This is a genomic window from Pseudomonas fluorescens group sp. PF-69, assembly GCF_054481235.1.
In genome coordinates, this window is the sequence record NZ_JBTMNC010000001.1 from 5,185,748 (window position 1) to 5,210,520 (window position 24,773).

Annotated in this window: 18 protein-coding genes and 1 pseudogene; 11 read left to right on the forward strand and 8 right to left on the reverse strand. The window is 60.0% G+C overall.

Going from position 1 to position 24,773, the window contains the following annotated elements:
• Positions 1-63 precede the first annotated feature (63 nt).
• Together ACX3YF_RS24465 and ACX3YF_RS24470 are read right to left on the reverse strand one after the other, a co-directional pair.
• Complete coding sequence (locus ACX3YF_RS24465) at positions 64-1,032, reverse strand: glycine betaine ABC transporter substrate-binding protein (RefSeq protein ID WP_288100768.1); 969 nt, start codon at positions 1,030-1,032, stop codon at positions 64-66.
• A 153-nt stretch (positions 1,033-1,185) separates the two neighbouring features.
• Entirely contained in the window at positions 1,186-2,025 is an 840-nt protein-coding gene (locus ACX3YF_RS24470) for a HalD/BesD family halogenase (RefSeq protein WP_458974470.1), read from the reverse strand.
• Positions 2,026-2,136: 111 nt separating this feature from the next.
• On the opposite strand from ACX3YF_RS24470, the gene ACX3YF_RS24475 reads away from it, so the two are divergent.
• From ACX3YF_RS24475 to ACX3YF_RS24495, 5 genes are all read left to right on the forward strand, one after another.
• Positions 2,137-3,048 carry a LysR family transcriptional regulator gene (locus ACX3YF_RS24475; protein ID WP_130204280.1) on the forward strand — a complete coding sequence of 304 codons (912 nt, stop codon included), beginning with the start codon at positions 2,137-2,139 and terminating at the stop codon, positions 3,046-3,048.
• A gap of 150 nt (positions 3,049-3,198) precedes the next feature.
• On the forward strand, positions 3,199-3,639 hold the full coding sequence (tspO, locus tag ACX3YF_RS24480) for a tryptophan-rich sensory protein TspO (RefSeq protein ID WP_130204279.1): 441 nt from the start codon (positions 3,199-3,201) through the stop codon (positions 3,637-3,639).
• 206 nt (positions 3,640-3,845) lie between these two features.
• On the forward strand, positions 3,846-5,051 hold the full coding sequence (locus ACX3YF_RS24485; protein ID WP_448647896.1) for an efflux RND transporter periplasmic adaptor subunit: 1,206 nt from the start codon (positions 3,846-3,848) through the stop codon (positions 5,049-5,051).
• Entirely contained in the window at positions 5,048-8,257 is a 3,210-nt protein-coding gene (locus tag ACX3YF_RS24490) for an efflux RND transporter permease subunit (protein ID WP_458974471.1), read from the forward strand. The genes ACX3YF_RS24485 and ACX3YF_RS24490 overlap by 4 nt, the downstream gene beginning before the upstream one ends.
• A 1-nt stretch (position 8,258) precedes the next feature.
• A complete protein-coding gene (locus tag ACX3YF_RS24495) occupies positions 8,259-9,695 on the forward strand; it encodes an efflux transporter outer membrane subunit (RefSeq protein WP_458974472.1) in 1,437 nt (478 codons plus the stop codon).
• Positions 9,696-9,734: 39 nt separating this feature from the next.
• Here ACX3YF_RS24495 and ACX3YF_RS24500 read toward each other — a convergent pair whose 3' ends face one another.
• The 3 genes from ACX3YF_RS24500 to ACX3YF_RS24510 form a co-directional block, all read right to left on the reverse strand.
• On the reverse strand, positions 9,735-11,519 hold the full coding sequence (locus ACX3YF_RS24500; RefSeq protein WP_130204276.1) for a SulP family inorganic anion transporter: 1,785 nt from the start codon (positions 11,517-11,519) through the stop codon (positions 9,735-9,737).
• A gap of 48 nt (positions 11,520-11,567) precedes the next feature.
• Complete coding sequence (ppk2, locus tag ACX3YF_RS24505; protein ID WP_458974473.1) at positions 11,568-12,389, reverse strand: polyphosphate kinase 2; 822 nt, start codon at positions 12,387-12,389, stop codon at positions 11,568-11,570.
• 88 nt (positions 12,390-12,477) lie between these two features.
• Complete coding sequence (locus ACX3YF_RS24510) at positions 12,478-13,140, reverse strand: VIT1/CCC1 transporter family protein (RefSeq protein ID WP_130204274.1); 663 nt, start codon at positions 13,138-13,140, stop codon at positions 12,478-12,480.
• A gap of 320 nt (positions 13,141-13,460) precedes the next feature.
• Between ACX3YF_RS24510 and ACX3YF_RS24515 the strand changes: the two genes are divergently transcribed.
• Complete coding sequence (locus ACX3YF_RS24515) at positions 13,461-15,173, forward strand: cation:proton antiporter (RefSeq protein ID WP_130204273.1); 1,713 nt, start codon at positions 13,461-13,463, stop codon at positions 15,171-15,173.
• Between the two features lie 21 nt (positions 15,174-15,194).
• Here ACX3YF_RS24515 and ACX3YF_RS24520 read toward each other — a convergent pair.
• A pseudogene (locus ACX3YF_RS24520) lies at positions 15,195-15,347 on the reverse strand (arginine-ornithine antiporter); the annotation flags it as partial.
• A gap of 464 nt (positions 15,348-15,811) precedes the next feature.
• On the opposite strand from ACX3YF_RS24520, the gene arcD reads away from it, so the two are divergent.
• From arcD to ACX3YF_RS24545, 5 genes are all read left to right on the forward strand, one after another.
• Positions 15,812-17,239 (forward strand): arginine-ornithine antiporter, encoded by a 1,428-nt coding sequence (gene arcD, locus ACX3YF_RS24525; RefSeq protein WP_448647892.1) that lies wholly within the window; start codon positions 15,812-15,814, stop codon positions 17,237-17,239.
• A gap of 34 nt (positions 17,240-17,273) precedes the next feature.
• Positions 17,274-18,530, forward strand: coding sequence for an arginine deiminase (gene arcA, locus ACX3YF_RS24530; protein ID WP_130204270.1), 1,257 nt, complete (start codon positions 17,274-17,276; stop codon positions 18,528-18,530).
• Between the two features lie 68 nt (positions 18,531-18,598).
• The gene (locus ACX3YF_RS24535) at positions 18,599-19,609 is read left to right on the forward strand and encodes an ornithine carbamoyltransferase (RefSeq protein ID WP_090461679.1); all 1,011 of its coding nucleotides are present in this window, start codon (positions 18,599-18,601) and stop codon (positions 19,607-19,609) included.
• 154 nt (positions 19,610-19,763) lie between these two features.
• Positions 19,764-20,693, forward strand: a complete 930-nt coding sequence (gene arcC / locus ACX3YF_RS24540) for a carbamate kinase (RefSeq protein WP_130204269.1) — start codon at positions 19,764-19,766, stop codon at positions 20,691-20,693.
• A gap of 65 nt (positions 20,694-20,758) precedes the next feature.
• Positions 20,759-21,121: a DUF5064 family protein gene (locus ACX3YF_RS24545; protein WP_198131838.1), complete on the forward strand. Its 363-nt coding sequence runs from the start codon at positions 20,759-20,761 to the stop codon at positions 21,119-21,121.
• A 141-nt stretch (positions 21,122-21,262) separates the two neighbouring features.
• Here ACX3YF_RS24545 and ACX3YF_RS24550 read toward each other — a convergent pair whose 3' ends face one another.
• Together ACX3YF_RS24550 and ACX3YF_RS24555 are read right to left on the reverse strand one after the other, a co-directional pair.
• Positions 21,263-22,900, reverse strand: a complete 1,638-nt coding sequence (locus tag ACX3YF_RS24550; RefSeq protein WP_458974869.1) for a fatty acid--CoA ligase — start codon at positions 22,898-22,900, stop codon at positions 21,263-21,265.
• Positions 22,901-22,951: 51 nt separating this feature from the next.
• Positions 22,952-24,730, reverse strand: a complete 1,779-nt coding sequence (locus ACX3YF_RS24555) for an acyl-CoA dehydrogenase C-terminal domain-containing protein (RefSeq protein ID WP_130204266.1) — start codon at positions 24,728-24,730, stop codon at positions 22,952-22,954.
• Between the last annotated feature and the right edge of the window lie 43 nt (positions 24,731-24,773).

A 24,773-nucleotide genomic window follows, 5' to 3' on the forward strand; every position in this document is an offset into this window, starting at 1 on the left:
AGTCGTGAATTCGGTGTTGCGAAAGGCGTTATGGCTGGCGGGCGTCCTTGCCCTCATTACCGATTAAAGCGCCGCCTGGATTTTGCTGGCGACCGCGTCATCCACCCAGGCATGCCACACTTCGGGGTGTTCCTTGAGGAAGATTCGGGCCAGTTTGGGTGACTCGATACGCTCCCTGGTCATCCTCGCCAGGTTCTGATTCAACAGTTCGATGGGGATATTGACCTTCTCCAGCACCGCCACCAGCTCGGGTGCCTGCTCATGGAAGGCTTTGGAGATGCCGACTTTGGTCACCACGTTTTTGTCGACACCCGGCTTCTCTTCCAGCCGTATTGCATCGATCTGTCCCATCAGCGGCGTCGGCGACCAGTAGTAGAACAGCACCGGTTCCCCGCGCTTATAGCTGGACAGTACTGCGGCATCCAGGGCAGCACCGGTTCCCGGACGGAAGTTGACGAAGGTGTTTTCAAGACCGTATTCCTTCAACATCTCCGTGTTTTCCTGTTCGCAGATCCAACCTGCCGGACAGTTGTAGAAGCGGCCTTTGGATGGTTCTTCCGCGTCGCGAAAAACCTCGGGGTATTTGCTCAGGTCAGCGACCGTCTTCAGGTCTGGCGCCCGTGCCGGCATATTGCGCTTTGCGTCCCCTTCGACCACATAACGCGGCACGTACCAGCCCTGAACGGCGCCGATGATCGGCGAGCCGATCGCCACGACCTTGCCGGCAGCCGCCGCCTTTTTCCAGACTTCACTACGCTCCATCCACTCTTCGCCGAATACCTGGATGTCGTTGCTGGCCAGAGCGGTCTCGAGAATGATGGTATTGCCGACCAACTCGTCGGTTGCACAGCCGTACCCTTCCTTGAGCACAATCTTCATGATGTCGGTGAGCAGCATCCCGCTCTCCCAGTTCAGACCGGCAAACTTCACCGACTTGCCTGAGTCGCACCACCCTGATGCCTGGCTTGAAGCACTGGCAACCAGTACGCCAAGGGTCAGTAACGAGGCCAGCAAGTTCTTCCTGTATTTCATGATCAGACGCTCCGAAATTATTATTGGGGGCAGCGAGCTGTTGCGTGCTGCACCTGCAAAACGAGACCCACTGTTCGAAGGTGGACAAGTGCCTGTGCATACACGTGAAGCGAAGAAGTGAATCGACTGTTTTTATTGTGAGTGCTGCTGAACTTAAACCAGCGGTTCTACCGACGTGCGTCCGTAGAACAATTTACGCGCATAGTCGCTGAACTCGACATTGGGCTGATCCACGTAGGCAAATACCGCGTTGAGCCTGAGCCTGTCCCCCACCACCGGCGTCACACGGTGCAGCGAGTAACGGCCACGGAACAACGTCAGCGTTCCGGGCACCTGCGGCAGAACTTCTATCTTCTGGGTCGCGGGGTTGTCGAGGAATTGCCTGACCGCGTCATAGCAATCGTCGTTCTCGTTACGCAGCATGCGTACATACTCAAAATCGCCACCGGGTGTCGCCGCCTGAAGCGACAGCGTCACGCTGAAGTCTGAACGATCAAAGTGCCAACCCAACTGTTGCCCCGCCGAGAAACCTTGCAGATTAAGCGCCGCCAATGGATCTGCATGGCGATAGAGCACGTCCAGATTCAGTACATCGCGAATGAACGAAAGCACTTCGTCCGACTGGTAAATCTGCCGGATCAGATGGTCTGTCGGGATATCGGCGTAGGCGACCGTATCTTTCTCGGTGCTCATCAATCGTCGCAGCGGGTGCGTCGGTTCAACGCTGTCGTCCTGAGGCTTGAAATACACCGTGTGGCTTTCCCGGAAAGGGAACATGCGCGGGTGCAGCGCAAGGGTTTGATCCGCCATCGTGGCGACCACTTCATCGCGGACGAACCCCGGAAAGATTGCAACGCCTTCTTCGCCGAGCAGGGATTGGCTTCGGGTCACCAGCGCCTGATACGCCGGGTTGGTTCGATCGGTAATGGGATAACGCTCGAGGTCGACGATATCGCCCAGAGTGGCTGCAGGGGTTAAGGCAAGCTTTGTCATGTTGTTGTTCTCCGATGGGCTGTTGCTGAAACCAGATTGCACCGGAGCAAAAAACAAGTCACGCTCATTATTTTACGTAAATTTGTGAATTATTTTCAGGTCGCCTCCCCTATGAGACTCACTCTGGATCACCTCGTAATGCTGCAAACCCTGTCGGAAGTCGATTCAGTGACGGCCGTTGCCGAGCGCCTATGGCTGACGCCCTCCGCCGTCAGTCACCGCATACGCGAGGCGGAACGGCGACTGGGTGTGAGCCTGACAGAACGATCCGGAGGAAAACTAAGACTCAGCCCTGCCGGCGTGCGCCTGGAACGGGCCGCCAAGGACATCATCGCGATCCTGAACGAAGCCGAGTCCGAGGCCCGGTCCATGGCTGGAGGCGTTACAGCTTTTGTTCGTATGGGGGTCACCTCCTACGGACCGTTTCGCTGGATACCCAAATTCATCAAGCATTATTCAAACCTGCGGCCGGACATCGAAATCACACTGGTGACGGTGCCGCGCAACGACGTTTATGCGAGCTTGATGCAAGGTCGGCTTGATGTGTCCATCATCGATGACGGCATGGTGCCCAGCGGCGTCGCAAAGTTGCCGCTGTTCCGCGACGATTTGATTGCGATCATGGCCACCGACCATCCCCTTGCGGGAAGGAAAAATATCTACGCCGAAGACTTCAAGACCTACAACCTGGTGACCTACTCAACCGATCGCGCCAGTGGCTGGGAATATGATCGGTTCTTCGCCCCCGCCAGCATCTTGCCGCGGCGCATGATCACCGTGGAGTTGATCGAAGCCATCGTCGAACTGGTTCGTTCAGGGTACGGAATCAGCATACTGCAACGGGATTTGGTGACCCCCAGCCTGGAGCGCGGGGAGCTGGCATGGGCGGCCCTGAATGACGGCCTCGACATCGCCTGGAACGCCATCGTTCGCCCTTCGGAACGGGAAGACAGTGAGGTCAACAAAATGGTTACGGAACTGAGCACCTGGATTAAAGATGCTGGAAATCCTGAACTACGCTAATCCCGGCCAGGGCGCCTGCACCGGGAAAAGCAGCGATCCGGGAAATGTCATCCCTCGACCCAAACTTTTCGCTTCGCCGAGCGTCTTTTCTTTAAGAACGCCGACCTGGCTTTGTAACCCCGGACAACTGACCTCAATCAAGGACTGGTGATGACCTTTTTCATTTTTCTTCTCGCCTGCGCTGCTGCCGCCACCACCGGCCTGCTGTTCAAACCGGGTCCATGGTACGAGTCTCTCGTCAAACCCGGCTTCACACCGCCCAATTGGGTGTTTCCCGTCGCCTGGTCGTCGATCTATCTGCTCCTCGCCTGGGCCGGATACCGGTTGACCCTGATACCCGGAAGTCAGGCGGTGCTGGCTTTATGGGCGGCGCAGATCGCACTTAATACACTCTGGACTCCGGTGTTCTTCGGCGCTCATCGCCTCTTCGCCGCCATGCTGATCCTGGCACTGCTCTGGCTGGTCGTCGCGGCAATGGTGTTGATGGCATTGCGGCTTGACGTCATCACTGGCCTGATCCTCTTTCCTTACCTTGCCTGGCTGTGTGTAGCGGCTGCGTTGAATTTTTCCATCTGGCGCAATAACCGCTGACGGTGAATTGCGAACGTCCGGATGACCCGATCCTCTCGTAAAAGTACGCGTAAAGCCGGTGGTGTCATGCTTACCGGCTCGTCAAAAAGCGCTCCTCAGTAGAACATCACAATCACCGTTTTTTTTTGAATCAAAAACGCCCCTCGCCACTGGTATCCAAAGCAATGCTAGCTACGCTTGCTTCATCGACCTGAGGGAGCATTGGTATGGGTGGCGTGAAATTTTCCAGCGGTTTCGGCCTGCCAGTTGCCAGTCTGCTGGGGATTTGCGTCCTGTTTGCCGGCTGCGGAAAGGAACCGGTTTCCCCGGCGCGCAAGCCGCCTGAAGTCACGGTCATGACGGTCACCGCCCGCGACACGCCAGTGACCTTCGAATTCGTCGCCCAGACCCAGAGTTCCCGAGAGGTGGAAATCCGTGCTCGCGTCGCCGGATTCCTGGATAAGCGGCTGTACACCGAAGGCGATCTGGTGAAAGCCGGGCAGACACTGTTCCAGATGGACCGTAAACCCTTTGAGGCCGCGCTGGTGTCGGCCCAGGGTCAACTGGCCCAGCAACAGGCCCGCTGGGAGGTGGCCAAGGCTACGCTGGCCCGGGTCAAGCCACTGGCGGCGCAGAATGCAGTCAGCAAGATGGACCTGGACAATGCCGTGGGCAACGAGCGTGAAACCCGTGCTGCCGTGCTGGCCGCAGAGGGTACTGTGCGTACCGAACAGTTGAACCTCAGTTACACCACCATCGCCTCGCCCCTCAACGGGCTTTCCAGCTATGCCAAGAAGCAGGAAGGCAGCTATGTGACGCCAGGCGAGTCGGGGTTGCTGACGTCGGTGTCACAGATGGACCCGATGTACGTCAATTTCAGCCTCTCGGAAAACGAAACACTGAAGTACCGCGACGAAATCGCCGCCGGCCATCTCATTTTCCCGCCGCGCAGTGAATTTATCGTTGAGGTAGTCCTGGCGGACGGCACCGTGTTCCCCAACAAGGGCAAGTTGAATTTTCTGGCGCCTTCCTATAGCCAGGGCACCGGCACCTTCCTGGTTCGCGCAGTGCTCGCCAACCCCGATGGCCTGCTCCGCCCCGGTCAGTTTGTGCGGGCCCTGGCCAAAGGCGCGTCCCGGCCCAATGCCATTCTTGTACCGCAAAAGGCCGTGCTCGAAGGTGCCAGAAGTCACTTCGTATGGGTCCTCAATGCCGAAGGCAAACCCGAGCAACGGGTGGTTGAAGTGGGTGACTGGCAGGGTGACAACTGGTTCATCAACAAGGGCCTGCGGGCCGGCGAGCGCATCGTGGTCGATGGCGCGATCAGGGTCACGCCAGGCGGGCCATTGAATATTGTCGATGCGCCTGGCGCCGCTTCCACAGGCGCCGCCGACGGGCAACCGGCAAAAGCCAATGGCGGGAAAAGCCAATGAGCATTTCTCACTATTGCATCGATCGGCCCATCTTCGCCTCGGTGATTTCCATCATCATCACCCTGGCCGGTGCAGTGGCCATGCTCAAGCTGCCCGTCGCGCAGTACCCGGACATCACGCCGCCACAGATTACGGTGGCCGCGACATACCCCGGGGCCGATGCACAGGTCGTGGCCAATAATGTGGCCGCACCCATCGAGCAGCAGGTCAACGGCGCCGACAACATGATCTACATGAACTCGTCGAGCTCCGCGACGGGCAACATGACCCTCAACGTTTTCTTCGAAATCGGCACCGATCCGTCCCTGGCCCAGGTCGACGTGCAGAACCGGGTCAACCTGGCCTTGCCGCAACTGCCCTCCGCCGTGCAGAGCCAGGGCATCCAGGTCCAGAAAAAATCCTCGGCGTTCATGATGGTGCTTGCCGTGTATTCCGCCGGCGACCGCTATGACAGCACCTACGTCGCCAACTACGCCAACCTCTATATCCTCGATGCGATCAAGCGGATTCCGGGGGCGAACCAGGCCAGCATCTTCGGCACGCCGGACTACGCCATGCGGATCTGGCTCAAGCCTGACCGCATGGCCCAGCTGGGCATCACCGCTGCCGATGTGCAGAAAGCCGTCGCCAATCAGAACCAGCAGTTCGCCGTGGGCCGGGTTGGCCAGTCGCCAACGGGGCAAGCCGTCGAGCAGTCGTTTGCCGTCACCACCAAGGGACGCCTGACCGAACCTTCGGAGTTCGAAAACATTATCTTGCGCGCCAGCAATAACGGCGCAGCCATCGTTCGACTCAAGGACGTCGGCCGCGCCGAGCTCGGGCAAAAAGACTATTCCCTGCGCAGCACCTATCAGGGTCGGCCGGCGACGCTGATTGCCGTGTATCAGCAACCCGGCGCCAACGCCCTCGACGTTTCCGCAGCGGTGACCAAGACCCTGTCGGACATGAAGGCCACGTTTCCCGAAGGCATCGAATACAAGATCGTGATGGACACCACGGACTTTACCCGTGCTTCGATTTCCGAGGTGATCCACACCTTCTTCGAAGCCCTGGTGCTGGTGGTCATCGTGGTCTACATCTTCCTCCAGAGCCTGCGGGCGACGCTCATTCCGGTGATCGCGGTGCCGGTGTCGATCGTCGGCACGTTCATCGGCATGTCCGCCCTCGGGTTTTCGGTGAACATGCTGACGCTGTTCGGCATGGTGCTGGCCATCGGTATCGTGGTCGACGACGCGATCGTGGTGATCGAAAACGTCGAGCGCAACATGCATGTTCACAAGATGACGCCCAAGGACGCAGCCAAACGGGCGATGGATGAAGTGGCAGGCCCGGTGGTGGCCATCGTGCTGGTGCTGTGCGCGGTGTTTATTCCGGTGGCCTTCATGGGCGGTATCACCGGTCAGCTCTACAAACAGTTCGCGATCACCATCGCCATTTCCGTGGTGATTTCCGGCCTGGTCGCCCTGACCCTGTCCCCCGCCCTGGCCTCCCTTTTGCTCAAACCGCAGCACGGCGACAAGAACGCCTTTTTCCGCTGGTTCGAACGCAACTTCGAGCGCATGACCGAGGGCTACTCACGCTCAGTGGCCTTCATGATCAAGCGCTTCGTCCTGGCGTTGCTGCTCTTTGCCGGGATGATCGTGCTGATCCTGTTGATGGCAGAGCGCATCCCCAGTGCGTTCCTGCCACCGGAGGACCAGGGCTACTTGCTTGGCGCGGTGATCATGCCCGACGCCGCCAGCCTGGATCGCACCGGTGAAGTGGGCAAAGTGGCCAGTGACTTCTTCATGAACGACGAGGCGGTCGAAGGCGTCGCCATTGTGAACGGCTACAGCCTGCTGGATGGCCAGAACAAGAATAACGCGGGTGCGTTTTTCGTCGGTTTCAAGGATTTCGAGAAGCGTTACAAGGACTCCGAAACCATCAAGGCACAAAGCGCCCCGGCGGTGATCCAGAAGGCCGCGCGGGCGTTTTCCACGGTTCAGGGCGGGATCATCCTGCCGGTCAACCCACCGTCCATTCCCGGGCTGGGCACCACCGGCGGCATGGAGGTCTGGGTTCAAAGCAAGGGCGACGGTAACGTCGATCAACTGGCGGAAATGGTGGGCAGCCTGCTGGCGAAGGCCAAGGAACGTCCGGAACTCGGCGCCATCACCTCCACCTTCAATGTGTTTTCCCGCCAGTTGATGGTTGATGTCGACCGGGAAAAAGCGGAATCCCTCGGGGTGCCGGTGGAGGATGTCTACAGCGCCATGCAGACCATGTTCGGCTCGCTGTACGTGTCCCAGTTCAACAAGTTCAGTCGCCTGTGGCAGGTGATTTTGCAGGCCGAACCGGCCTATCGCTTGAAAGCCGAGGACCTGCAGGAGATCTTCGTGCGCAGCAAGAACCTGGACATGGTGCCGCTCAAGGCCGTGCTGACCACCCGCTACGTCACCGGCCCCGACCTGCTGACCCGTTTCAACAACTTCCCGGCGGTCAAACTCACGGCGAACCCCGCACCCGGTTACAGCTCCGGCCAGGCGCTCAAGGCCCTGGAAGAGATCAGCGCCGAAATCATGACCAACGACTACTCGCTGGCCTTGAGCGGCGAGGCGTTCGAGGAGAAAAAGAGCGGCGGTGCCTCTTCCCAGGTGTTCATCTTCGGCCTGGTGATGGTGTTCCTGATCCTCGCCGCGCAGTACGAAAAATGGTCGCTGCCGATCGGTGTACTGCTGGCGGTGCCTTTTGCCTTGTTCGGTGCTCTGCTCGCCGTCCTCCTTCGGGGCTTGAGCAACGACGTGTACTTCCAGATCGGACTGACCATGCTGGTGGCGCTGGCCGCCAAGAACGCCATCCTGATTTTCGAGTTTGCGGTGCTGAACCGGGAAAACGGCATGTCGGCCTACGACGCCGCCATGACTGCTGCTAAAGAACGTCTGCGCCCTATCGTGATGACGTCCCTGGCGTTCATCCTCGGCTGCGTTCCGCTGGCCATTGCCGTCGGCGCCTCCGAAAACAGTCGCCACTCCATCGGCACCGGGGTGATCGGCGGCATGCTGGCGGCGACGGTGATCGCGATCTTCTTCATCCCCCTCTTCTATTACCTGGTGGAACGAATGTTCGGGGAGAAGGACGCCGTGCAAAAACCTGCCAAACCGGCTGCACTGACACAGGCTCCGCAGCTTCCCGACGGCGCGGCACAAAACAGACATGAGGGGGATTGAAATGCGTAAGCCCCCTTTCCCACTGTTGTTGTGCCTGGGCCTGGCGGGTTGCATGGTGGGACCTGACTACCAGCACCCGACAATTGAAACCCCGGCGGCCTACCGTTACGCGGACAAGGAAGCGAAGAACCTGTCGAACACGCTGTGGTGGGAGCAGTTCCAGGACCCGGTCCTGAATGACTTGATCCGCACCGCGCTGCTCGAAAACAAGGACATCAAGATTGCCGCCGCGCGAGTCGAGGAATTCCAGGGTCGTTACGGCCAGACCCGCTCCCTGCTGTTTCCACAAGTCGGGCTGGGCGCCCAGGGTCAGCGGTCCCGCTCGCAGCGAGACAATGGGCCGGTGCCGCTCGATCCGTCGGTGGATCCGGTGTTCAACAACTACCAGGCGATTCTCAGCGTGAACTGGGAACTGGATATCTGGGGCCGTTTGCGCCGCCTCGACGAATCCGCCCGTGCCGATCTGCTGGCGTCGGAAGAAGGCCGTCGAAGCGTCATATTGAGCCTGGTGGCGTCAGTCGCGTCGAGTTACGTGACCCTGCGCGATCTCGACCGCGAGCTGGAAATCGCCCGCACGACCGCCAAGGCGCGCGGTGAATCCTACGAAATATTCAAGCTGCGCTACGGTGCCGGCACCATTTCCGAAATGGAATTGGCGCAGAACCAGTCCGAATACGAGCGCACCCAGGCGTCGGTTGCGCAATTCGAACCCCTGGTCGCACAACAGGAGAACGCCCTGGCCGTTCTGCTCGGACGCAATCCGGGGCCGATCATCCGCGGGCGTGACCTGGCCCAACTGAGTCTGCCAACGGTGCCGGCCGGCTTACCGTCGGATTTGCTCGAACGGCGACCTGATTTGCGTCAGGCCGAACTGAACCTGATCTCGGCCAATGCCCAGATTGGCGCAGCCAAGGCCCAGTACTTCCCGACCATTTCCCTGACCGGGCTGTTGGGCTCTGCCAGCAGCCAGCTGTCGAACCTGTTCACCGGGCCCGCTTCCACCTGGTCCTATGGTGTTGCGGCGAGCATGCCGATCTTCACCGCCGGCGGTATCGCCGGGCAGGTGCAACAAGCCGAAGCCTTCCAACAACAAGCGCTGCTGATCTACCAACAGTCGATTCAATCGGCGTTCAGGGACGTGGAAAATGCCTTGGTCGCGTCGAGCAAATCCAGAGAACAGATGGCCTACCAGGCCAGGCAGGTCGAGGCACTGAGCACCTACGCCCATTACGCACGGTTGCGCTACGACAACGGCTACACCAGCTACATCGAAGTGCTGGACGCCGAGCGCAGCCTGTTTGACGCCGAGTTGAACTACACCCGCACCCGTGGCTCGGTGTTCACCAGCATGATTGATCTGTACAAGGCAACCGGCGGCGGCTGGGTGAATCAGGCAGACAAACTGACCGTAACCGATGTGCCGAAAACGCAACCATGATTAAACCGCCAGGGCCCGCTCTATCGCCATCGTGATGGCTTACTCGAGATCCAGGTCATTTCCCTCCCGATGCTCTACGGGATAGCGTTGGAGGTAGTTGCTGACGGCCGAGCCCACCGTCGGGAAGAACGCCGCCTCGCCAAACTTCGCGAGAAGTCCGAATCGCTTCAGCTTGTCCTTGACCGGGTCCTTCATTTCCGCCACGCACAATTCGATGCCGGCTTCGTGCAAGGTCTGGTGCAGCTCGGCGAGCATGTCGGCGGAGGTCACATCGACACTGGTCACCGGCTCTGCCGCCACGACCAGCCAACGCACGGGCGTCGGGGATGCGGCCACGGCGTCCAGCACGCGGTCGCTGAACAGCTCGGCATTGGCGAAAAACAACGGTGCGTCCCAGCGAAACAACACCAGCCCGGACAGCATGCGCGCGCCGGGATAACGCTTGATGTCGTGAAAGCCTTGCACGCCTTCGGCGCGTCCCAGAATGGCAGAGTACGGGCGCCAGGCGTCCCACAGGAACTCGATGACCGCAATGACGATCGCCAGGCCGATGCCCTCGATCGCGCCAAACACGGCCACCCCGACCGTACAGACTATCGAGAGCCAGAATTCCCATTGCTGAATGCGATAAATTCGTCGCAGGTCGGTGACCTCGATCAGGCCAATCGCCGAGGCAATCACCACCGCCGCCAGCGCACTGGTCGGCAGGTTGTGCAGCAGGTCCGGCGCCACCATCAGCAACACGGCGACCGCCAGCGCACCGACGACGCCGGCCAGTTGGGTTCTGGCCCCCGCCGCTTCGGCCACGGGGGTGCGCGATGAACTGCTGCTGATCGGGAAGCCTTGAAACAACCCACCCGCCAGATTGGCGACGCCGAGCCCTACCATTTCCTGGTTCGGGTCGACATAGGAACGGGTGCGCGCCGCATACACGCGGGAAAGCACACTGGTGTCGGCGAACGACACGAGGGCGACGGCGCAACCGCCGATGATCACCGGGACGATATCGTCAGTGGTGATCCACGGAATGGCGAATGCCGGCAAGCCTTGCGGCAGTGAGCCGAGGATCGCGACGTTGTGCGTCGCCAGGTCCAGCAAACCAACGGCAACGGTGGCGCCCGCCACCGCAATCAGGATGCCCGGCACACGCTTTTTGTCTTTGAGCAGCAGGATCACCGCCAGGGTGGCGGCGCCAATCGCAAACGTGACCCAGTTGGTCTTTCCATTCATCACGGCGGTTGCGATGGCCCAGAGGTTTCGCAGAGGGCCGTCCGACTCGATCGAAAAACCGAAAAACTTCGGTAGCTGACTGATCAATACCGTCAACGCGATCCCGTTCATGTACCCATAGCGAATGGGTTTGGACAACAGCTCCGTGACGAAACCCAGCCGCGCCACACCGGCCAGGATGCACACCGTCCCCGAGACGATCGCCATCATGCCCGCCAGGGCGATCGCGCGCTGCGGGTCGCCGCCGGACAATGGCAGGACCACGGCGAGGATCACCGCCGCCAGCGAGGAATCGGGCCCCAGTACCAGAATCCGGCTGGGCCCGAACAGCGCATAGGCGAGTAGCGGCACGATGGTCGCGTAGAGGCCATAGATACCGGGGACCCCCGATGCCACCGCATAAGCGATACCGACCGGCACCAGCATGGTCGTGAGCACCAGGCCGGCGACGATATCGTGCTGCAGCCAGGCAGCCTTGTAGCTGCGCAGCACTCGCAGGCCCGGCAACCAGCGGCTCCAGCCAGGTTGGTCCGCGCCTGTTTCCTTGCGCGCAATCCGCCCCGGCTCGGGTGGCGTCGTATCCGATTGATTCATGGGACTTCAGCCCTCTGGCGATGGCGCAGGTTCGCGCGGACGTACCGGTCAGAATTTTTGCGGGATTTTCCTGTAAGGATAATCCGGTTCGCGATAGCCATCAGGCTTCTGCCGCTTGGGCAACTTCACCTTCTCGCGCGGAACACTCTGGTAGGGGATGCGGCTGAGCAGGTCGGTGATGATATTGAGGCGCGCCCGGCGCTTGTCGTTCGAATTCGCAACCAGCCAAGGTGCAAATTCGGTATCGGTTGCCTTGAACATCTCGTCACGGGCGCGCGAGTAGTCGTACCAGCGACTGTAGGACTTGAGATCCATGGGGGAAAGCTTCCAGATTTTGCGTCCGTCCTGGATACGCGCCTCGAGCCGACGGGTCTGCTCTTGCTCACTGACCTCCAGCCAATACTTGAGCAGGATGACACCCGAGTTGACGATCGCATGCTCCACCAAGGGCAGCGATTTCAGGAAATTTTTCACCTGTTCTTCGCTGCAGAATCCCATTACCCGCTCGACGCCCGCACGGTTGTACCAACTGCGATCGAAGATCACCACTTCACCGGCCGCGGGCAGGTGCGGCAGATAGCGCTGCACATACATCTGGCTTTTTTCGCGGTCGGTCGGGGCTGGCAAGGCCACTACCCGAAAGACCCTGGGGCTGACGCGCTCGGTCAGCGCCTTGATCGTCCCGCCCTTGCCGGCACCGTCGCGCCCCTCGAAGACGATACAGACCTTGATGCCCTTTGCCAGGACCCACTCCTGAAGCTTGACCAGTTCGATATGCAACAGGCGCAATTGCGCCAGATACGCTTTGTTTGTCAGTTTCGGGCTTTCAGCGGAAGTGCCCTTGGAGCTGCCTTTTTTACCCTTTGCCATGTTCAAGACCTCACGAAGAAGAGTCACTGACTTACAAAAGTTCACCCCGACAGGAGCGCCTGCCGGGACCTGAAACATGCCTGGCCGCTTACCCGCCGAGCGCAATGATTGCGCAGATCAGCAAGGCACCGGTGATTGTCAGTGCAGTCGCGCCTTGCCATGGCCTGGCGCCTGCGTAACGCGCCAGAACCCAGCCCGCCGCAAAGAGCACCACCAGTCCGACCAGGTTGGACACCCGCACCGCCAGCCTCGTCTGTTCGAGCAACAGAAACGGGATCACCAGTGGAAACGTCGAGAGCACCACCAGCAGGAACACACCGAGAGCGCCCTTGAAGTCATTCAGGCCAAGTCGCGGCGGTGCAGGCATGGCGGGAGTCTCGGCCAGGCGTCGGCGCAACAATTCCAGGCCGTCGGCACCGGCCGCTGTCGCCAGGCGTGGCGGTAGTGCGTCGGCGATGAGCGCCTGCCCGGTGGCCGCATCCGCGTCGCTGCACAGCTTTTTCAATAGCGTGCGACTGCGGGTATGTTCAATCAGCGTTCGCAGCAGATACATCACAGCATCCGCGAGTCCCCAGGCGAGGTTGCAGCCGAGCGCGGCAATCATCATCACGCGTTCCGCCTCCTGGTCTGCCGCGACCACGCTGATCGTTCCCGTGAAAGTCATGGCCATGAGCAGACCGAAGATCACTTCCGTAACTCGCTCGACAGGATCGAGCACACGTGAGGACTTATGTTCTGCGGCGCTTTGCATGCTTCCAGCCTTGGCAGATTTCTCGCCATTGGATGCCCTGCGATTCAGGTTCGCGGGCCTGTGCGGGCGCCGGCCTTGTAACAGTCCGTTTCCAGCCCCCCTGTGAGTGTAGTTTGAATCGATATGGCTGCCGCACTGGTGCGAGCAAACCCCGTCGGCTTTTTTGCGCGGACTACACTCCCTGCGTAAAGACACGCTGGCCAGGCGTTATCCGCCATGGCCGATTCAAAGAATCAGGACCGAACCTGACATCGACCATTCGCCTTGAGCCTCACTGGCGCGGCATTCGTGGCCGCACCTTGCACCATCATGGAGTCTCTATGTTCGTCAGTCTGATCATCATCCTCACCTCCTCGCTGGTCGTCATTTCCCTGTTCTATCGCCTGCGATTGCCACCGGTGCTGGGTTATCTCTTTGTGGGCCTGATCGTCGGCCCCAAGGCATTCGGCTGGGTGGATGACAGTGAAGCGCTGCCGCTGCTCGCCGAACTGGGCGTGGTGTTTTTGCTGTTCTCGCTCGGGCTGGAGTTTTCCCTGTCGAAAATGATCGCGCTGCGCCAGGTTGTCTTTGGCCTGGGCAGCCTTCAAGTGCTGGTGTCCGGGGCGGTGCTGGGCGCATTGCTGATGCTCGCCGGCGTGCCGACCACGCCTGCACTGTTACTCGGTGGCGGCCTGGCGCTGTCTTCCACGGCCATTGTGAGCAAGGAGCTGACCAGCCTCGGCGAAATCTTCAGCAGCCACGGCCAGAACGCCATCGGCGTTTTGCTGTTCCAGGACGTGGTCGCGGTGTTGTTGCTGACCCTGGTGCCGGTGTTCGCCGGCAACAGCGATCAAGCCTGGTACTGGGCGCTGCCCCTGACCCTGGGAAAAACCGTGGTGTTGTTCGTCGGGCTGTCCCTGCTCAGTCGCTGGGTATTGCCGCGCCTGTTCCATGAAGTCGCGGCGGCACGCTCGGCGGAACTGTTCGTCTTGCTGGCCCTGGTGATCGTCCTGCTGACCGCCGGGCTGACGCACCTGATCGGTCTCTCCCCTGCCCTGGGCGCATTTCTCGCCGGCATGTTGCTGGGGGAAAGCCACTACCGGCACCAGATCGAGGCCGATCTGCGGCCGTTTCGCGACATACTGCTCGGCGTGTTTTTCATCAGCATCGGCATGCTGATCGACTTGCGCCTGTTCGCCAGTCACGGCCTGGTGATCCTCGGGCTGACCCTGGCGTTGTTGTTGATCAAGGGCAGCGTGGTCGCGCTGTTGGTCAAATTCCGGGGCAGCGACCGGGAGACCGCCTGGCGTAGCGGCCTGGCCCTGGCCCAGGGTGGCGAGTTCTGCTTTGCATTGATGGCGCAGATGCAGCAAAACGACCTGATGCCTGCCGGGCTCGGCAGCTTGCTGCTGGCGGCGACCTTCTGCTCGATGGTGGTCACCCCGTCGCTGCTGCGCGCCGCCCCCTGGATTGCCGCACATCTGCACCGCAAACCCAATGAAGAAGTGAAGCTGGAGGAAATCAGTGCGCTCAACGCCGAGGTGCAGGGCCATGTGGTGATTTGTGGTTACGGTCGCGTGGGGCAATCCATCGGGCGCATCCTGCACAAGGCCCGGCAGCCCTACATCGCCCTCGATAATGACCCGGTCCGGGTTCGGGAAGCCGCCGTGGCCGAAAGCGCTGTGCATTACGGCGACTCTCATCGTGGCGAGCTACTCGTCGCCGTGGGCCTGGAGCGTGCCAGCCTGGTGGTCATAGCCGTCGACAAAGCCGAGGTTGCCCTGCAGGTGGTGAAGGAGGCGCGCCGCATCAATCCGGACGTGCCGATCCTGGTGCGTACGCGGGACGACAGCCAGAGTCCCGAGTTGAAAGCGGCCGGTGCCAGCGAAGTGGTGCCCGAGTTACTCGAGTCCAGCCTGATGCTCGCCTCCCATGCCCTGATCATGCTGGGCTTCCCTGAGCGCCAGGTCCTCGACCGTATCGCTCAGGTACGGCATGACCGCTATCGCCTGCTGCATGGGTTCTATCCCGGTGCCGAAGACGAGGAGCTTTGAACACGCCTCATAACGACAGAAAACCGCGGTAATTGCCCAGCCAATCAGCACCGCACCGGCATGGGCGCGTTCTGCCATGTTCTGAGGCAGAGAGAAAATGCCGCCACCAATCATCGAGCCCACCACCAGGGCGATCAATGCACTCAGTCGAAGCTTTTGCGTCGGTTGCGACATTCCTGGGTCTCCATGTATTTCCCGATGCGGCGGGGCTCTGGCACAGCCATCAAACCGTCACTTGGTTGGCATTAACTAAATGGCTAGAGCGTAATTACGTTTATTAAATAACGCCAAATCGGGGACCCGTTTATTTATAGCCGATCAGAATATAGGCGCCTTGCTAAGAACACTTGGGTTGAATGAAACCGTTAATCCACAAGCGCTACTGCAATCGGACGTCGAAAATTTGCGGAAACCCAAAAACGAACTAGCGTAAAAACTCAAAGCAATACCGGGTATTGCCGTTTGTTCTGTCCAAGCCCTCTGGATAAGGCTTTTCCGGAGAAATCACTATGCCAATGAAATGAGCATAAGTCCTTCAAATTACAATGGAATGTACCCATGTACTGATCTAAGTCAGATGATTGAATTGCTAACAGAACTAATCTGTTGTCTCTCTTCTCCTGCATTGGAGTCATGCAATGTCTGAATCCCCCGGAAAACTGAAACTTGGTGCACTGGTTGCCCTGGTCGTCGGCTCGATGATCGGTGGCGGCATTTTCTCTTTGCCACAAAATATGGCCGTCAGTGCTGACGTCGGCGCCATTCTGATTGGTTGGGCAATTACCGCCGTAGGCATGTTGACGCTGGCCTTCGTGTTCCAGACCCTGGCCAACCGAAAGCCTGATCTGGACGCCGGGGTTTACGCTTATGCCAAGGCCGGTTTTGGCGACTACATGGGTTTCTCGTCCGCTTGGGGATACTGGATCAGTGCCTGGCTGGGCAACGTCGGTTACTTCGTGTTGCTGTTCAGCACGCTGGGGTATTTCTTCCCGATCTTCGGTGAAGGTAATACCGTGGCCGCCGTCATCGGCGCGTCAGTGCTGCTGTGGGCCGTGCATTTCCTCGTGTTGCAGGGGATCAAGGAAGCGGCGTTCATCAACCTGGTGACCACTGTCGCCAAGGTCGTGCCGCTGATGCTGTTCATGTTGATTACCTTGTTCGCCTTCAAACTGGACATCTTTACTGCTGACATCTGGGGCCTGAAGAACCCCGACCTGGGCAGTGTGATGAACCAGGTGCGCAACATGATGCTGGTCACCGTGTGGGTGTTCATCGGCATCGAAGGCGCGAGCATTTTCTCGGCGCGGGCGGAAAAACGCACCGATGTGGGTAAAGCCACCGTGATCGGTTTCATCACCGTGCTGCTGTTCCTGGTGCTGGTGAACGTACTGTCGCTGGGCGTCATGACCCAACCGGAACTGGCCAAGCTGCAGAACCCGTCGATGGCCGCCGTGCTGGAACACGTGGTGGGCCATTGGGGCGCGGTGCTGATCAGTGTCGGTCTGGTCATTTCGCTGCTCGGTGCATTGCTGTCATGGGTGCTGCTGTGCGCGGAGATCATGTTTGCCGCGGCCAAGGACCACACCATGCCGGCGTTCCTGCGCAAGGAAAACGCCAAGAATGTACCGGTCAACGCCCTGTGGCTGACCAACGCCATGGTGCAACTGTTCCTGATCATCACCCTGTTCTCGGCCAGTACTTACCTGTCACTGATCTACCTGGCGACCTCGATGATTCTGGTGCCGTACCTGTGGTCGGCGGCCTATGCGTTGCTGTTGGCGGTACGCGGTGAGACTTATGAAAACGCGGCGGCCGAGCGCCGCAAAGACCTGCTTATCGGCGCTGTCGCCCTGATTTACGCGATCTGGCTGATCTACGCCGGCGGCGTCAAATACCTGCTGCTGTCCGCCCTGCTCTATGCGCCCGGCGTGATTCTGTTCGCCAAGGCCAAGATGGAAATCAACAAACCGGTTTTCACCAACGTCGAGAAGCTGATTTTCGCAGCCGTCGTCGTGGGCGCCCTGGTGGCGGCCTATGGGCTGTATGACGGCTTCCTGACCATGTAACAGCTGAATAATTGTCATCTGGAGGATCACGGTAATGACCACGGAAAAAGTTAAGTACGGCGTCCATTCCGAAGCCGGCAAGCTGCGCAAAGTCATGGTTTGCTCCCCCGGCCTGGCCCATCAGCGGCTGACCCCGAACAACTGTGACGAACTGCTTTTCGACGACGTGTTGTGGGTGGCTCAAGCCAAGCGCGACCATTTCGATTTCGTCACCAAAATGCGTGAGCGCGGCGTTGATGTATTGGAAATGCACAACCTGTTGACCGACATCGTTGCCATTCCCGAAGCCCTGGACTGGATTCTGGAGCGCAAGATCACCGGCAATTCGGTCGGCCTGGGCCTGGTCAATGAAACGGGTTCATGGCTGCGCAGTCTGGAACCGCGCAAGATCGCCGAGTTCCTGATCGGTGGTGTGTCAGCCGATGACCTGCCGGACAGCTTCGGTGGCGAGACCATCAAGATGTTCCGCGATTTCCTCGGCCATTCCAGCTTCATTCTGCCGCCACTGCCCAACACCCAATTCACCCGTGACACTACCTGCTGGATCTACGGTGGCGTGACGCTCAACCCGATGTACTGGCCGGCGCGCCGTCAGGAAACACTGTTGACGACCGCCATCTACAAATTCCACCCCGAGTTCACCAACGCCGACTTCCAGATCTGGTACGGCGACCCTGACCAGGAACACGGCAGCTCCACCCTTGAAGGCGGCGACGTCATGCCTATCGGCAACGGCGTGGTCTTGATCGGCATGGGTGAACGCTCATCCCGTCAGGCGATCGGCCAACTGGCGGTCAACCTGTTCAAGAACAAAGCCGTCGAGAAAGTGATCGTCGCCGGCCTGCCAAAATCCCGCGCAGCGATGCACCTGGACACGGTGTTCAGCTTCTGCGACCGCGACCTGGTGACGATTTTCCCCGAAGTGGTGAACCAGATCGTTGCCTTCACCCTGCGCCCGGACGAAAGTAAGCAAGGCGGCATCGACATTCGTCGCGAAAAAACCAACTTCCTCGACACCGTGGCCAAGGCCCTCAATCTGAAAACACTGCGCGTCGTGGAAACCGGCGGCAACAGCTTCGCCGCCGAACGCGAACAGTGGGACGACGGTAACAACGTGGTCGCCATGGAACCTGGCGTGGTCGTCGGCTATGACCGCAACACCTACACCAACACCCTGCTGCGCAAGGCCGGGGTCGAGGTCATCACCATCAGCGCCGGCGAACTCGGCCGCGGCCGTGGCGGTGGCCACTGCATGACCTGCCCGATCATTCGCGACCCGATCGATTACTAACCTGTAAACCTCGGTCCGTACTTACCGAGTGCGGACCCAGGGGATAACCGACACCCTGGAGATCCAAAATGGCGTTCAACATCCATAACCGCAATCTGCTGAGCCTGGAACACCACACCCCTCGCGAATTGCGTTATCTGCTCGACCTGTCTCGCGACCTCAAGCGGGCCAAATACACCGGCACGGAACAGCAACACCTCAAGGGCAACAACATTGCGCTGATCTTCGAAAAGACCTCGACCCGTACCCGCTGCGCCTTCGAAGTCGCTGCCTATGATCAGGGCGCCAATGTCACCTACATCGACCCCAACTCTTCGCAGATCGGCCACAAGGAAAGCATGAAGGACACCGCCCGGGTGCTCGGGCGCATGTACGACGCCATCGAATACCGTGGCTTCAAACAGGAAATCGTCGAAGAGCTGGCCAAGTTTGCCGGCGTCCCGGTGTTCAACGGCCTGACCGATGAATATCACCCGACGCAAATGATCGCCGACGTGCTGACCATGCGTGAACACGCCGACAAGCCGATCCATGAAATCAGCTACGCCTACCTCGGCGATGCGCGTAACAACATGGGCAACTCGCTGCTGCTGGTGGGTGCCAAGCTCGGTATGGACGTGCGCATTTGCGCGCCCAAAGCCCTGTGGCCGGCGGACGACCTGGTGGGTCGCTGCAAAAAATACGCGGAAGAAAGCGGTGCCCGCATCACCCTGACCGAGGACCCGAAAGCTGCGGTCAAAGGCGTGGACTTCATCCACACCGACGTTTGGGTATCCATGGGCGAACCGGTCGAAGCCTGGGCCGAACGCATCAAGCAACTGCTGCCGTATCAGGTCAACGCCGAACTGATGAAAGCCACCGGCAACCCGCGCACCAAGTTCATGCATTGCCTGCCCGCGTTCCACAACAGCGATACCAAGGTCGGCAAGCAGATTGCCGAACAGTATCCGCACCTGGCCAACGGCATCGAAGTGACGGACGACGTGTTTGAGTCACCGGCCTGCATCGCCTTCGAGCAAGCGGAAAACCGCATGCACACCATCAAGGCGATTCTGGTGTCGACTCTGGCGGACCTCTAAAGAACGGAGCCCGGTCAATGTGGGAGCGAGCCTGCTCGCGAATGCGGTGCAACAGGCGATTTAGATGTCGACTGACACGCTCTCTTCGCGAGCAGGCTCGCTCCCACAAGGGTTCGGGCTGTTTGTGACTTCTCTGTTTAGAAGGACATGCACCATGCGAATCGTCGTTGCTCTGGGCGGTAACGCCCTGCTTCGCCGGGGTGAACCGATGACCGCTGACAACCAGCGCGCCAACATCCGGGTCGCCACCGAACAGATCGCCAAGATCCATCCCGGCAACGAACTGGTCATCGCCCACGGCAATGGCCCTCAAGTCGGCCTGCTGTCGCTGCAAGCGGCGGCCTACACCTCGGTGTCGCCTTACCCGCTGGACGTGCTGGGTGCCGAAACCGAAGGCATGATCGGCTACATCATCGAACAGGAGCTGGGTAACCTGCTGGACTTCGAAGTGCCCTTCGCCACGCTGTTGACCCAGGTCGAAGTGGACGCCAATGACCCGGCGTTCCAGAAGCCCAGCAAACCCATCGGACCGGTGTACACCAAGGCCGAGGCGGAAAAACTCGCCGCCGAAAAAGGCTGGGCCATCGCTCCGGACGGCGACAAATTCCGCCGCGTGGTCGCCAGCCCCAGACCGAAGCGCATCTTCGAAATCCGCCCGATCAAGTGGCTGCTGGAGAAAGGCAGCATCGTGATCTGTGCCGGCGGTGGCGGTATTCCGACCCTGTACACGGCGTCCGGAAAACTCGAAGGCGTCGAAGCGGTGATCGACAAAGACCTGTGCTCGGCGCTGCTGGCCGAACAGCTCGAAAGCGATCTGCTGGTGATCGCCACCGACGTCAATGCGGCGTACATCGACTTCGGCAAGCCTGGCCAGAAAGCCATCGCCCAGGCTCACCCGGATGAACTGGAACGTCAGGGTTTTGCCGCCGGGTCAATGGGGCCAAAGGTGCAGGCAGCCTGCGAATTTGCCCGTCATACTGGAAAGGTCGCGGTGATTGGCTCGCTCTCGGACATCGAAGCGATCGTCCAGGGCAAGGCCGGCACTCGCGTCAGTACGGCGACACCCGGTATCAGCTATCGATAGTCGCGACACGGCGGGCAGGCTCCCGGCCTGCCCCGCTTCAAGGCCTATTTGAAGGAGAGATGACAATGGCTACGTTCGAGCCCGGTAAGTTGCACATCGAGCGTCATGCGCTGACCAAGGATGACGTCAGCTACAACATACACATCGACTACGAAGTCGCTCAGGACCCCAAGGAAGGCAAGGGGATGCAGTTCAAGATGCACGGCACCATTTTCGACAAGGAATTCGAAGAGACTTTCTATCTACCCAAGGACCAGGCTTACAATTTCGCCAGCAACTTCACGAAAGTTGTAGAGAAATACGGTATTCCAAAGATCTACAGCCAGATCGGCTCGCAACACAAGTTTTACGACCTCATGTTCGAGGATGTGCGGGTGAAACTGAACATGCAGTCGGGCGACCCGGTCAACCCCGAACACCTGGGATGACCCACCGCCCCCCTGTAGGAGCGAGCCTGCTCGCGATGGTGGTCAACGATAACGCGGGGAACCTGATACCCAACGGTCCTTTGAGTTCATCGTCGGAACGCCGCCCGGAGCCGGCTCGCTCCTACAAGGGCGTATCGTCGCCTATTGGTTTAATTCCTGTTCACGGATCAACCGCTTGTTGATCTTCCCGACACTGGTCTTGGGTATGTCGGCCACCAGCCTGATCTGCCGGGGAATCGCCCATTTGTTGATGCGGCCACTCTCGACATACTGATGCAGATGAGCCACCAGCATTTCAGCCGTGATGCCTTCTGACACGACCAGGGCCACCGGTCGCTCACCCCACTGCGGGTCCGGAACGCCCACGACCGCGACCGAACTGACGGCCGGATGCTCGCTGATCAGGCTCTCCAGTTCCAGCGAGCTGATCCACTCCCCGCCCGTCTTGATCACGTCTTTGATCCGGTCCTTGATCTCCACGACGCCCATGGGGTCGATGGAGCCGATGTCACCGGTATGCATCCAGCCGTTTTCCCACAGTTGCGCGCCTTGCTCGGGTGCGTTCAGGTAGCCCTGGGTCAACCAGGGTGCACGCACCACGATCTCGCCGAGCGCCTCGCCATCCTGCACCACCTCGTTGCCGCTGGCATCGATGATGCGCAAGTCGACCATCGGCACCGCCACCCCGGTCTTGATCCGCGCGGCCACCTGATCCGCCGCCGGTTGTTCCAGCTCGGCCTCACTCAGGTGCGTCAGGCACAGCAACGGACAGGTCTCGGACATGCCATAGCCGCTATGCACACGCATGCCCCGTGCGGTCGCCTGGGCGGCAAGCCCATGGGTCAACGCGCTGCCGCCCAGGAGCAATTTCCAGCCGCTGAAGTCAGTCGCGGCGGCTTCGTCGCAAGCCAGGATCATTTGCAGGATCGTCGGCACGCAATGGGAAAAACTGACCTGTTCCTCGCGGTACAACCTGACCAGGCTGTTGGGCTCATAGCGCCCCGGGTAAACCTGCTTGATCCCCATCAATGTCGCGACATAGGGCACGCCCCAGGCATGCACATGAAACATCGGCGTGATCGGCATGTAGACATCGTCGGAGCGCAACAATGGCAAACCCTGATACACGCCGAGGGTGCCGACGGCATTGAGCGTGTGCAAGACCAACTGGCGATGGGAAAAATAAACGCCCTTGGGGTCGCCCGTCGTGCCGGTGGTGTAGAACAGCGTAGCGACCGAATGCTCATCGAAATCGGGGAAATCGAAGCGCGGTTCAGCCTGCGCCAACAGACTTTCGTATTCCCCCAGCACCGGTAATGCAGTCGCCGGCGCGTCCTGATCGGTGAGCTGAATGTAGCCTTTGACGGTCGTCAGTTGATCGTGGACCTGCTCCATCAGCGGCAGAAAATCGTCATGCACCAGCACCAGATCATCTTCGGCGTGGTTCATGGTGTAGAGAACCTGCTCCGCAGACAGACGGATATTCACCGTGTGCAGCACCGCGCCAAGCATCGGCACGGCGAAAAAACACTCCAGATACCGATGGCTGTCCCAATCCAGCAGGGCCACGGTATCACCGGCCTTGACGCCCGCTTGCGTGAGCGCGCTGGCCAATCGCTGGATGCGCTCATTCAGTGTCCGGTAGCTGTAGCGCAGCTTGTCCGCGTAGACAATTTCCTGATCGGGCGCATAGCGTGCGCCCGAGAGCAACAGGCTCTTGATCAACAAGGGGTAGCTATAAGCGCCTGGCGCGGGGGCGAGTATTTTTGTTTTCACCACGGTGAAGTCTTCCTGATGCGGTTGATTGGAGATCATCTCCGGTTCACGGGGTCAGAACTGATCGGCGTCGAGCAAGTACAGTGAATCGCTACCGGCCTTGACCGACGCAGCCAGCGACTGCACGCGCGGCAGCAGGCGGGCGAAGTAGAACCGCGCCGTGCCCAGTTTGCTGGCGTAGAAGTCGTCCTGCGCTTCCCTGCTCACCGAAGCCTTGGCCATCAGCGCCCACATGTAGGCGTAGGCGGTGTAGCCGAAGGCGTGCAGGTACTCGACCGACGCCGCGCCGATTTCGTTGGGGTTGTTTTTCGAACGGTCGAGCAGCCATGCAGTGAGTTCGTCGAGGTTGTCCAGGGCGCTGTTCAACGGTCTGGTGAACTCCGCGAGGTCGGCGCAAGCGGTGGCGGTGAAATGGCGAATCTCGTCAGCGAACAGTTTGTACAGCTCACCGCCGGTGCCCACCACTTTGCGTCCAACCAGGTCCAGCGCCTGAATGCCGTTGGTGCCTTCGTAGATCTGGGTGATGCGCACGTCGCGCACCAGTTGCTCCTGGCCCCATTCGCGGATGTAACCGTGGCCGCCGAAGATCTGCTGGCCATGAATCGTGGTCTCCAGCCCCATATCGGTGAGGAACGCCTTGGCCACCGGGGTCAGCAACGCCACCAGGCCTTCCGCGCGCTGGCGGGTTGCGGTGTCTTCGCTGAACCTGGCGGTGTCCAGTTGCATGGCCACGTACGTCGAGAAGGCGCGCCCGCCTTCGTTTGCGGCTTTCATGGTCAGCAGCATGCGCCGCACGTCCGGGTGGACGATGATCGGGTCGGCCACTGTGTCCTTGCTCTGCGCGCCGCTCGGCGAACGGCTTTGCAGACGGTCGCGGGCGTATTCAACGGCGTTCTGATACGAACGCTCTCCCGTGGCCAGGCCTTGAATGCCAACGCCCAGACGCTCGTAGTTCATCATGGTGAACATCGCCGCCAGGCCCCTGTTCGGCGCATCGACGATCCAGCCGGTGGCGCCGTCAAAGTTCATCACGCAGGTGGCGGACGCCTTGATCCCCATCTTGTGTTCGATCGAACCACAGGACAGCGCGTTTCGCGGCCCCAGGCTGCCATCGGCATTGACCATGAACTTCGGCACCAGGAACAGCGAAATGCCCTTCGGCCCGGCCGGGGCATCCGGCAGTTTGGCCAGCACCAGGTGAATGATGTTTTCGGTCAGGTCTTGCTCGCCGCCGGTGATGAAGATCTTGGTGCCGCTGACCTTGTAGGAGCCGTCGGCCTGAGGTTCAGCCTTGGTGCGGATGATGCCCAGGTCGGTGCCCGCGTGCGGTTCGGTCAGGCACATGGAACCGGCCCAGATGCCGGCGTACATGTTCGGCAGGAAGGCGGACTTCAGTTCTTCGCTGGCATGGGCCTTGATCGCCAGACAGGCGCCAGCGGTGAGCATCGGATACAGGCCGAAAGACAGATTGGCGCCGTTGACCATTTCCTCGACCTGCGCACCGATCACCTTGGGCATGCCCATGCCGCCGTAGGCCGGGTCACCGCCGACACCGCCCCAGCCGCCTTCGGCAAAGGCGCGATAGGCTTGCGCAAAACCGTCAGGGGTGGACACTTCGCCGTTGTTCCAGGCGCAACCCTGCTCGTCGCCACTGCGACTGAGCGGTGCGATCAGTTCTGCACTGATCTTGCCGGCTTCTTCAAGGATCGCATTGGCGGTTTCTTCGTCCACCACCTCGGCCAGGGCCGGCATCGCCGCCCACAGGCGGGAGACTTTGAAAACTTCGTTGAGTACGAAACGGATATCGCGCAGGGGCGCTTTGTAGTCAGCCATATTTGAAATACTCAGGCAATGTCAGGGCATTCAACATGCCCTG

Excerpts from the sequence above, each read along its gene's own strand:
- ACX3YF_RS24465 (WP_288100768.1), bottom strand. The coding sequence starts at position 1,032 with ATGAAATACAGGAAGAACTTGCTGGCCTCGTTACTGACCCTTGGCGTA.
- ACX3YF_RS24470 (WP_458974470.1), bottom strand. The coding sequence starts at position 2,025 with ATGACAAAGCTTGCCTTAACCCCTGCAGCCACTCTGGGCGATATCGTC.
- ACX3YF_RS24475 (WP_130204280.1), top strand. The coding sequence starts at position 2,137 with ATGAGACTCACTCTGGATCACCTCGTAATGCTGCAAACCCTGTCGGAA.
- tspO (WP_130204279.1), top strand. The coding sequence starts at position 3,199 with ATGACCTTTTTCATTTTTCTTCTCGCCTGCGCTGCTGCCGCCACCACC.
- ACX3YF_RS24485 (WP_448647896.1), top strand. The coding sequence starts at position 3,846 with ATGGGTGGCGTGAAATTTTCCAGCGGTTTCGGCCTGCCAGTTGCCAGT.
- ACX3YF_RS24490 (WP_458974471.1), top strand. The coding sequence starts at position 5,048 with ATGAGCATTTCTCACTATTGCATCGATCGGCCCATCTTCGCCTCGGTG.
- ACX3YF_RS24495 (WP_458974472.1), top strand. The coding sequence starts at position 8,259 with ATGCGTAAGCCCCCTTTCCCACTGTTGTTGTGCCTGGGCCTGGCGGGT.
- ACX3YF_RS24500 (WP_130204276.1), bottom strand. The coding sequence starts at position 11,519 with ATGAATCAATCGGATACGACGCCACCCGAGCCGGGGCGGATTGCGCGC.
- ppk2 (WP_458974473.1), bottom strand. The coding sequence starts at position 12,389 with ATGGCAAAGGGTAAAAAAGGCAGCTCCAAGGGCACTTCCGCTGAAAGC.
- ACX3YF_RS24510 (WP_130204274.1), bottom strand. The coding sequence starts at position 13,140 with ATGCAAAGCGCCGCAGAACATAAGTCCTCACGTGTGCTCGATCCTGTC.
- ACX3YF_RS24515 (WP_130204273.1), top strand. The coding sequence starts at position 13,461 with ATGTTCGTCAGTCTGATCATCATCCTCACCTCCTCGCTGGTCGTCATT.
- arcD (WP_448647892.1), top strand. The coding sequence starts at position 15,812 with ATGTCTGAATCCCCCGGAAAACTGAAACTTGGTGCACTGGTTGCCCTG.
- arcA (WP_130204270.1), top strand. The coding sequence starts at position 17,274 with ATGACCACGGAAAAAGTTAAGTACGGCGTCCATTCCGAAGCCGGCAAG.
- ACX3YF_RS24535 (WP_090461679.1), top strand. The coding sequence starts at position 18,599 with ATGGCGTTCAACATCCATAACCGCAATCTGCTGAGCCTGGAACACCAC.
- arcC (WP_130204269.1), top strand. The coding sequence starts at position 19,764 with ATGCGAATCGTCGTTGCTCTGGGCGGTAACGCCCTGCTTCGCCGGGGT.
- ACX3YF_RS24545 (WP_198131838.1), top strand. The coding sequence starts at position 20,759 with ATGGCTACGTTCGAGCCCGGTAAGTTGCACATCGAGCGTCATGCGCTG.
- ACX3YF_RS24555 (WP_130204266.1), bottom strand. The coding sequence starts at position 24,730 with ATGGCTGACTACAAAGCGCCCCTGCGCGATATCCGTTTCGTACTCAAC.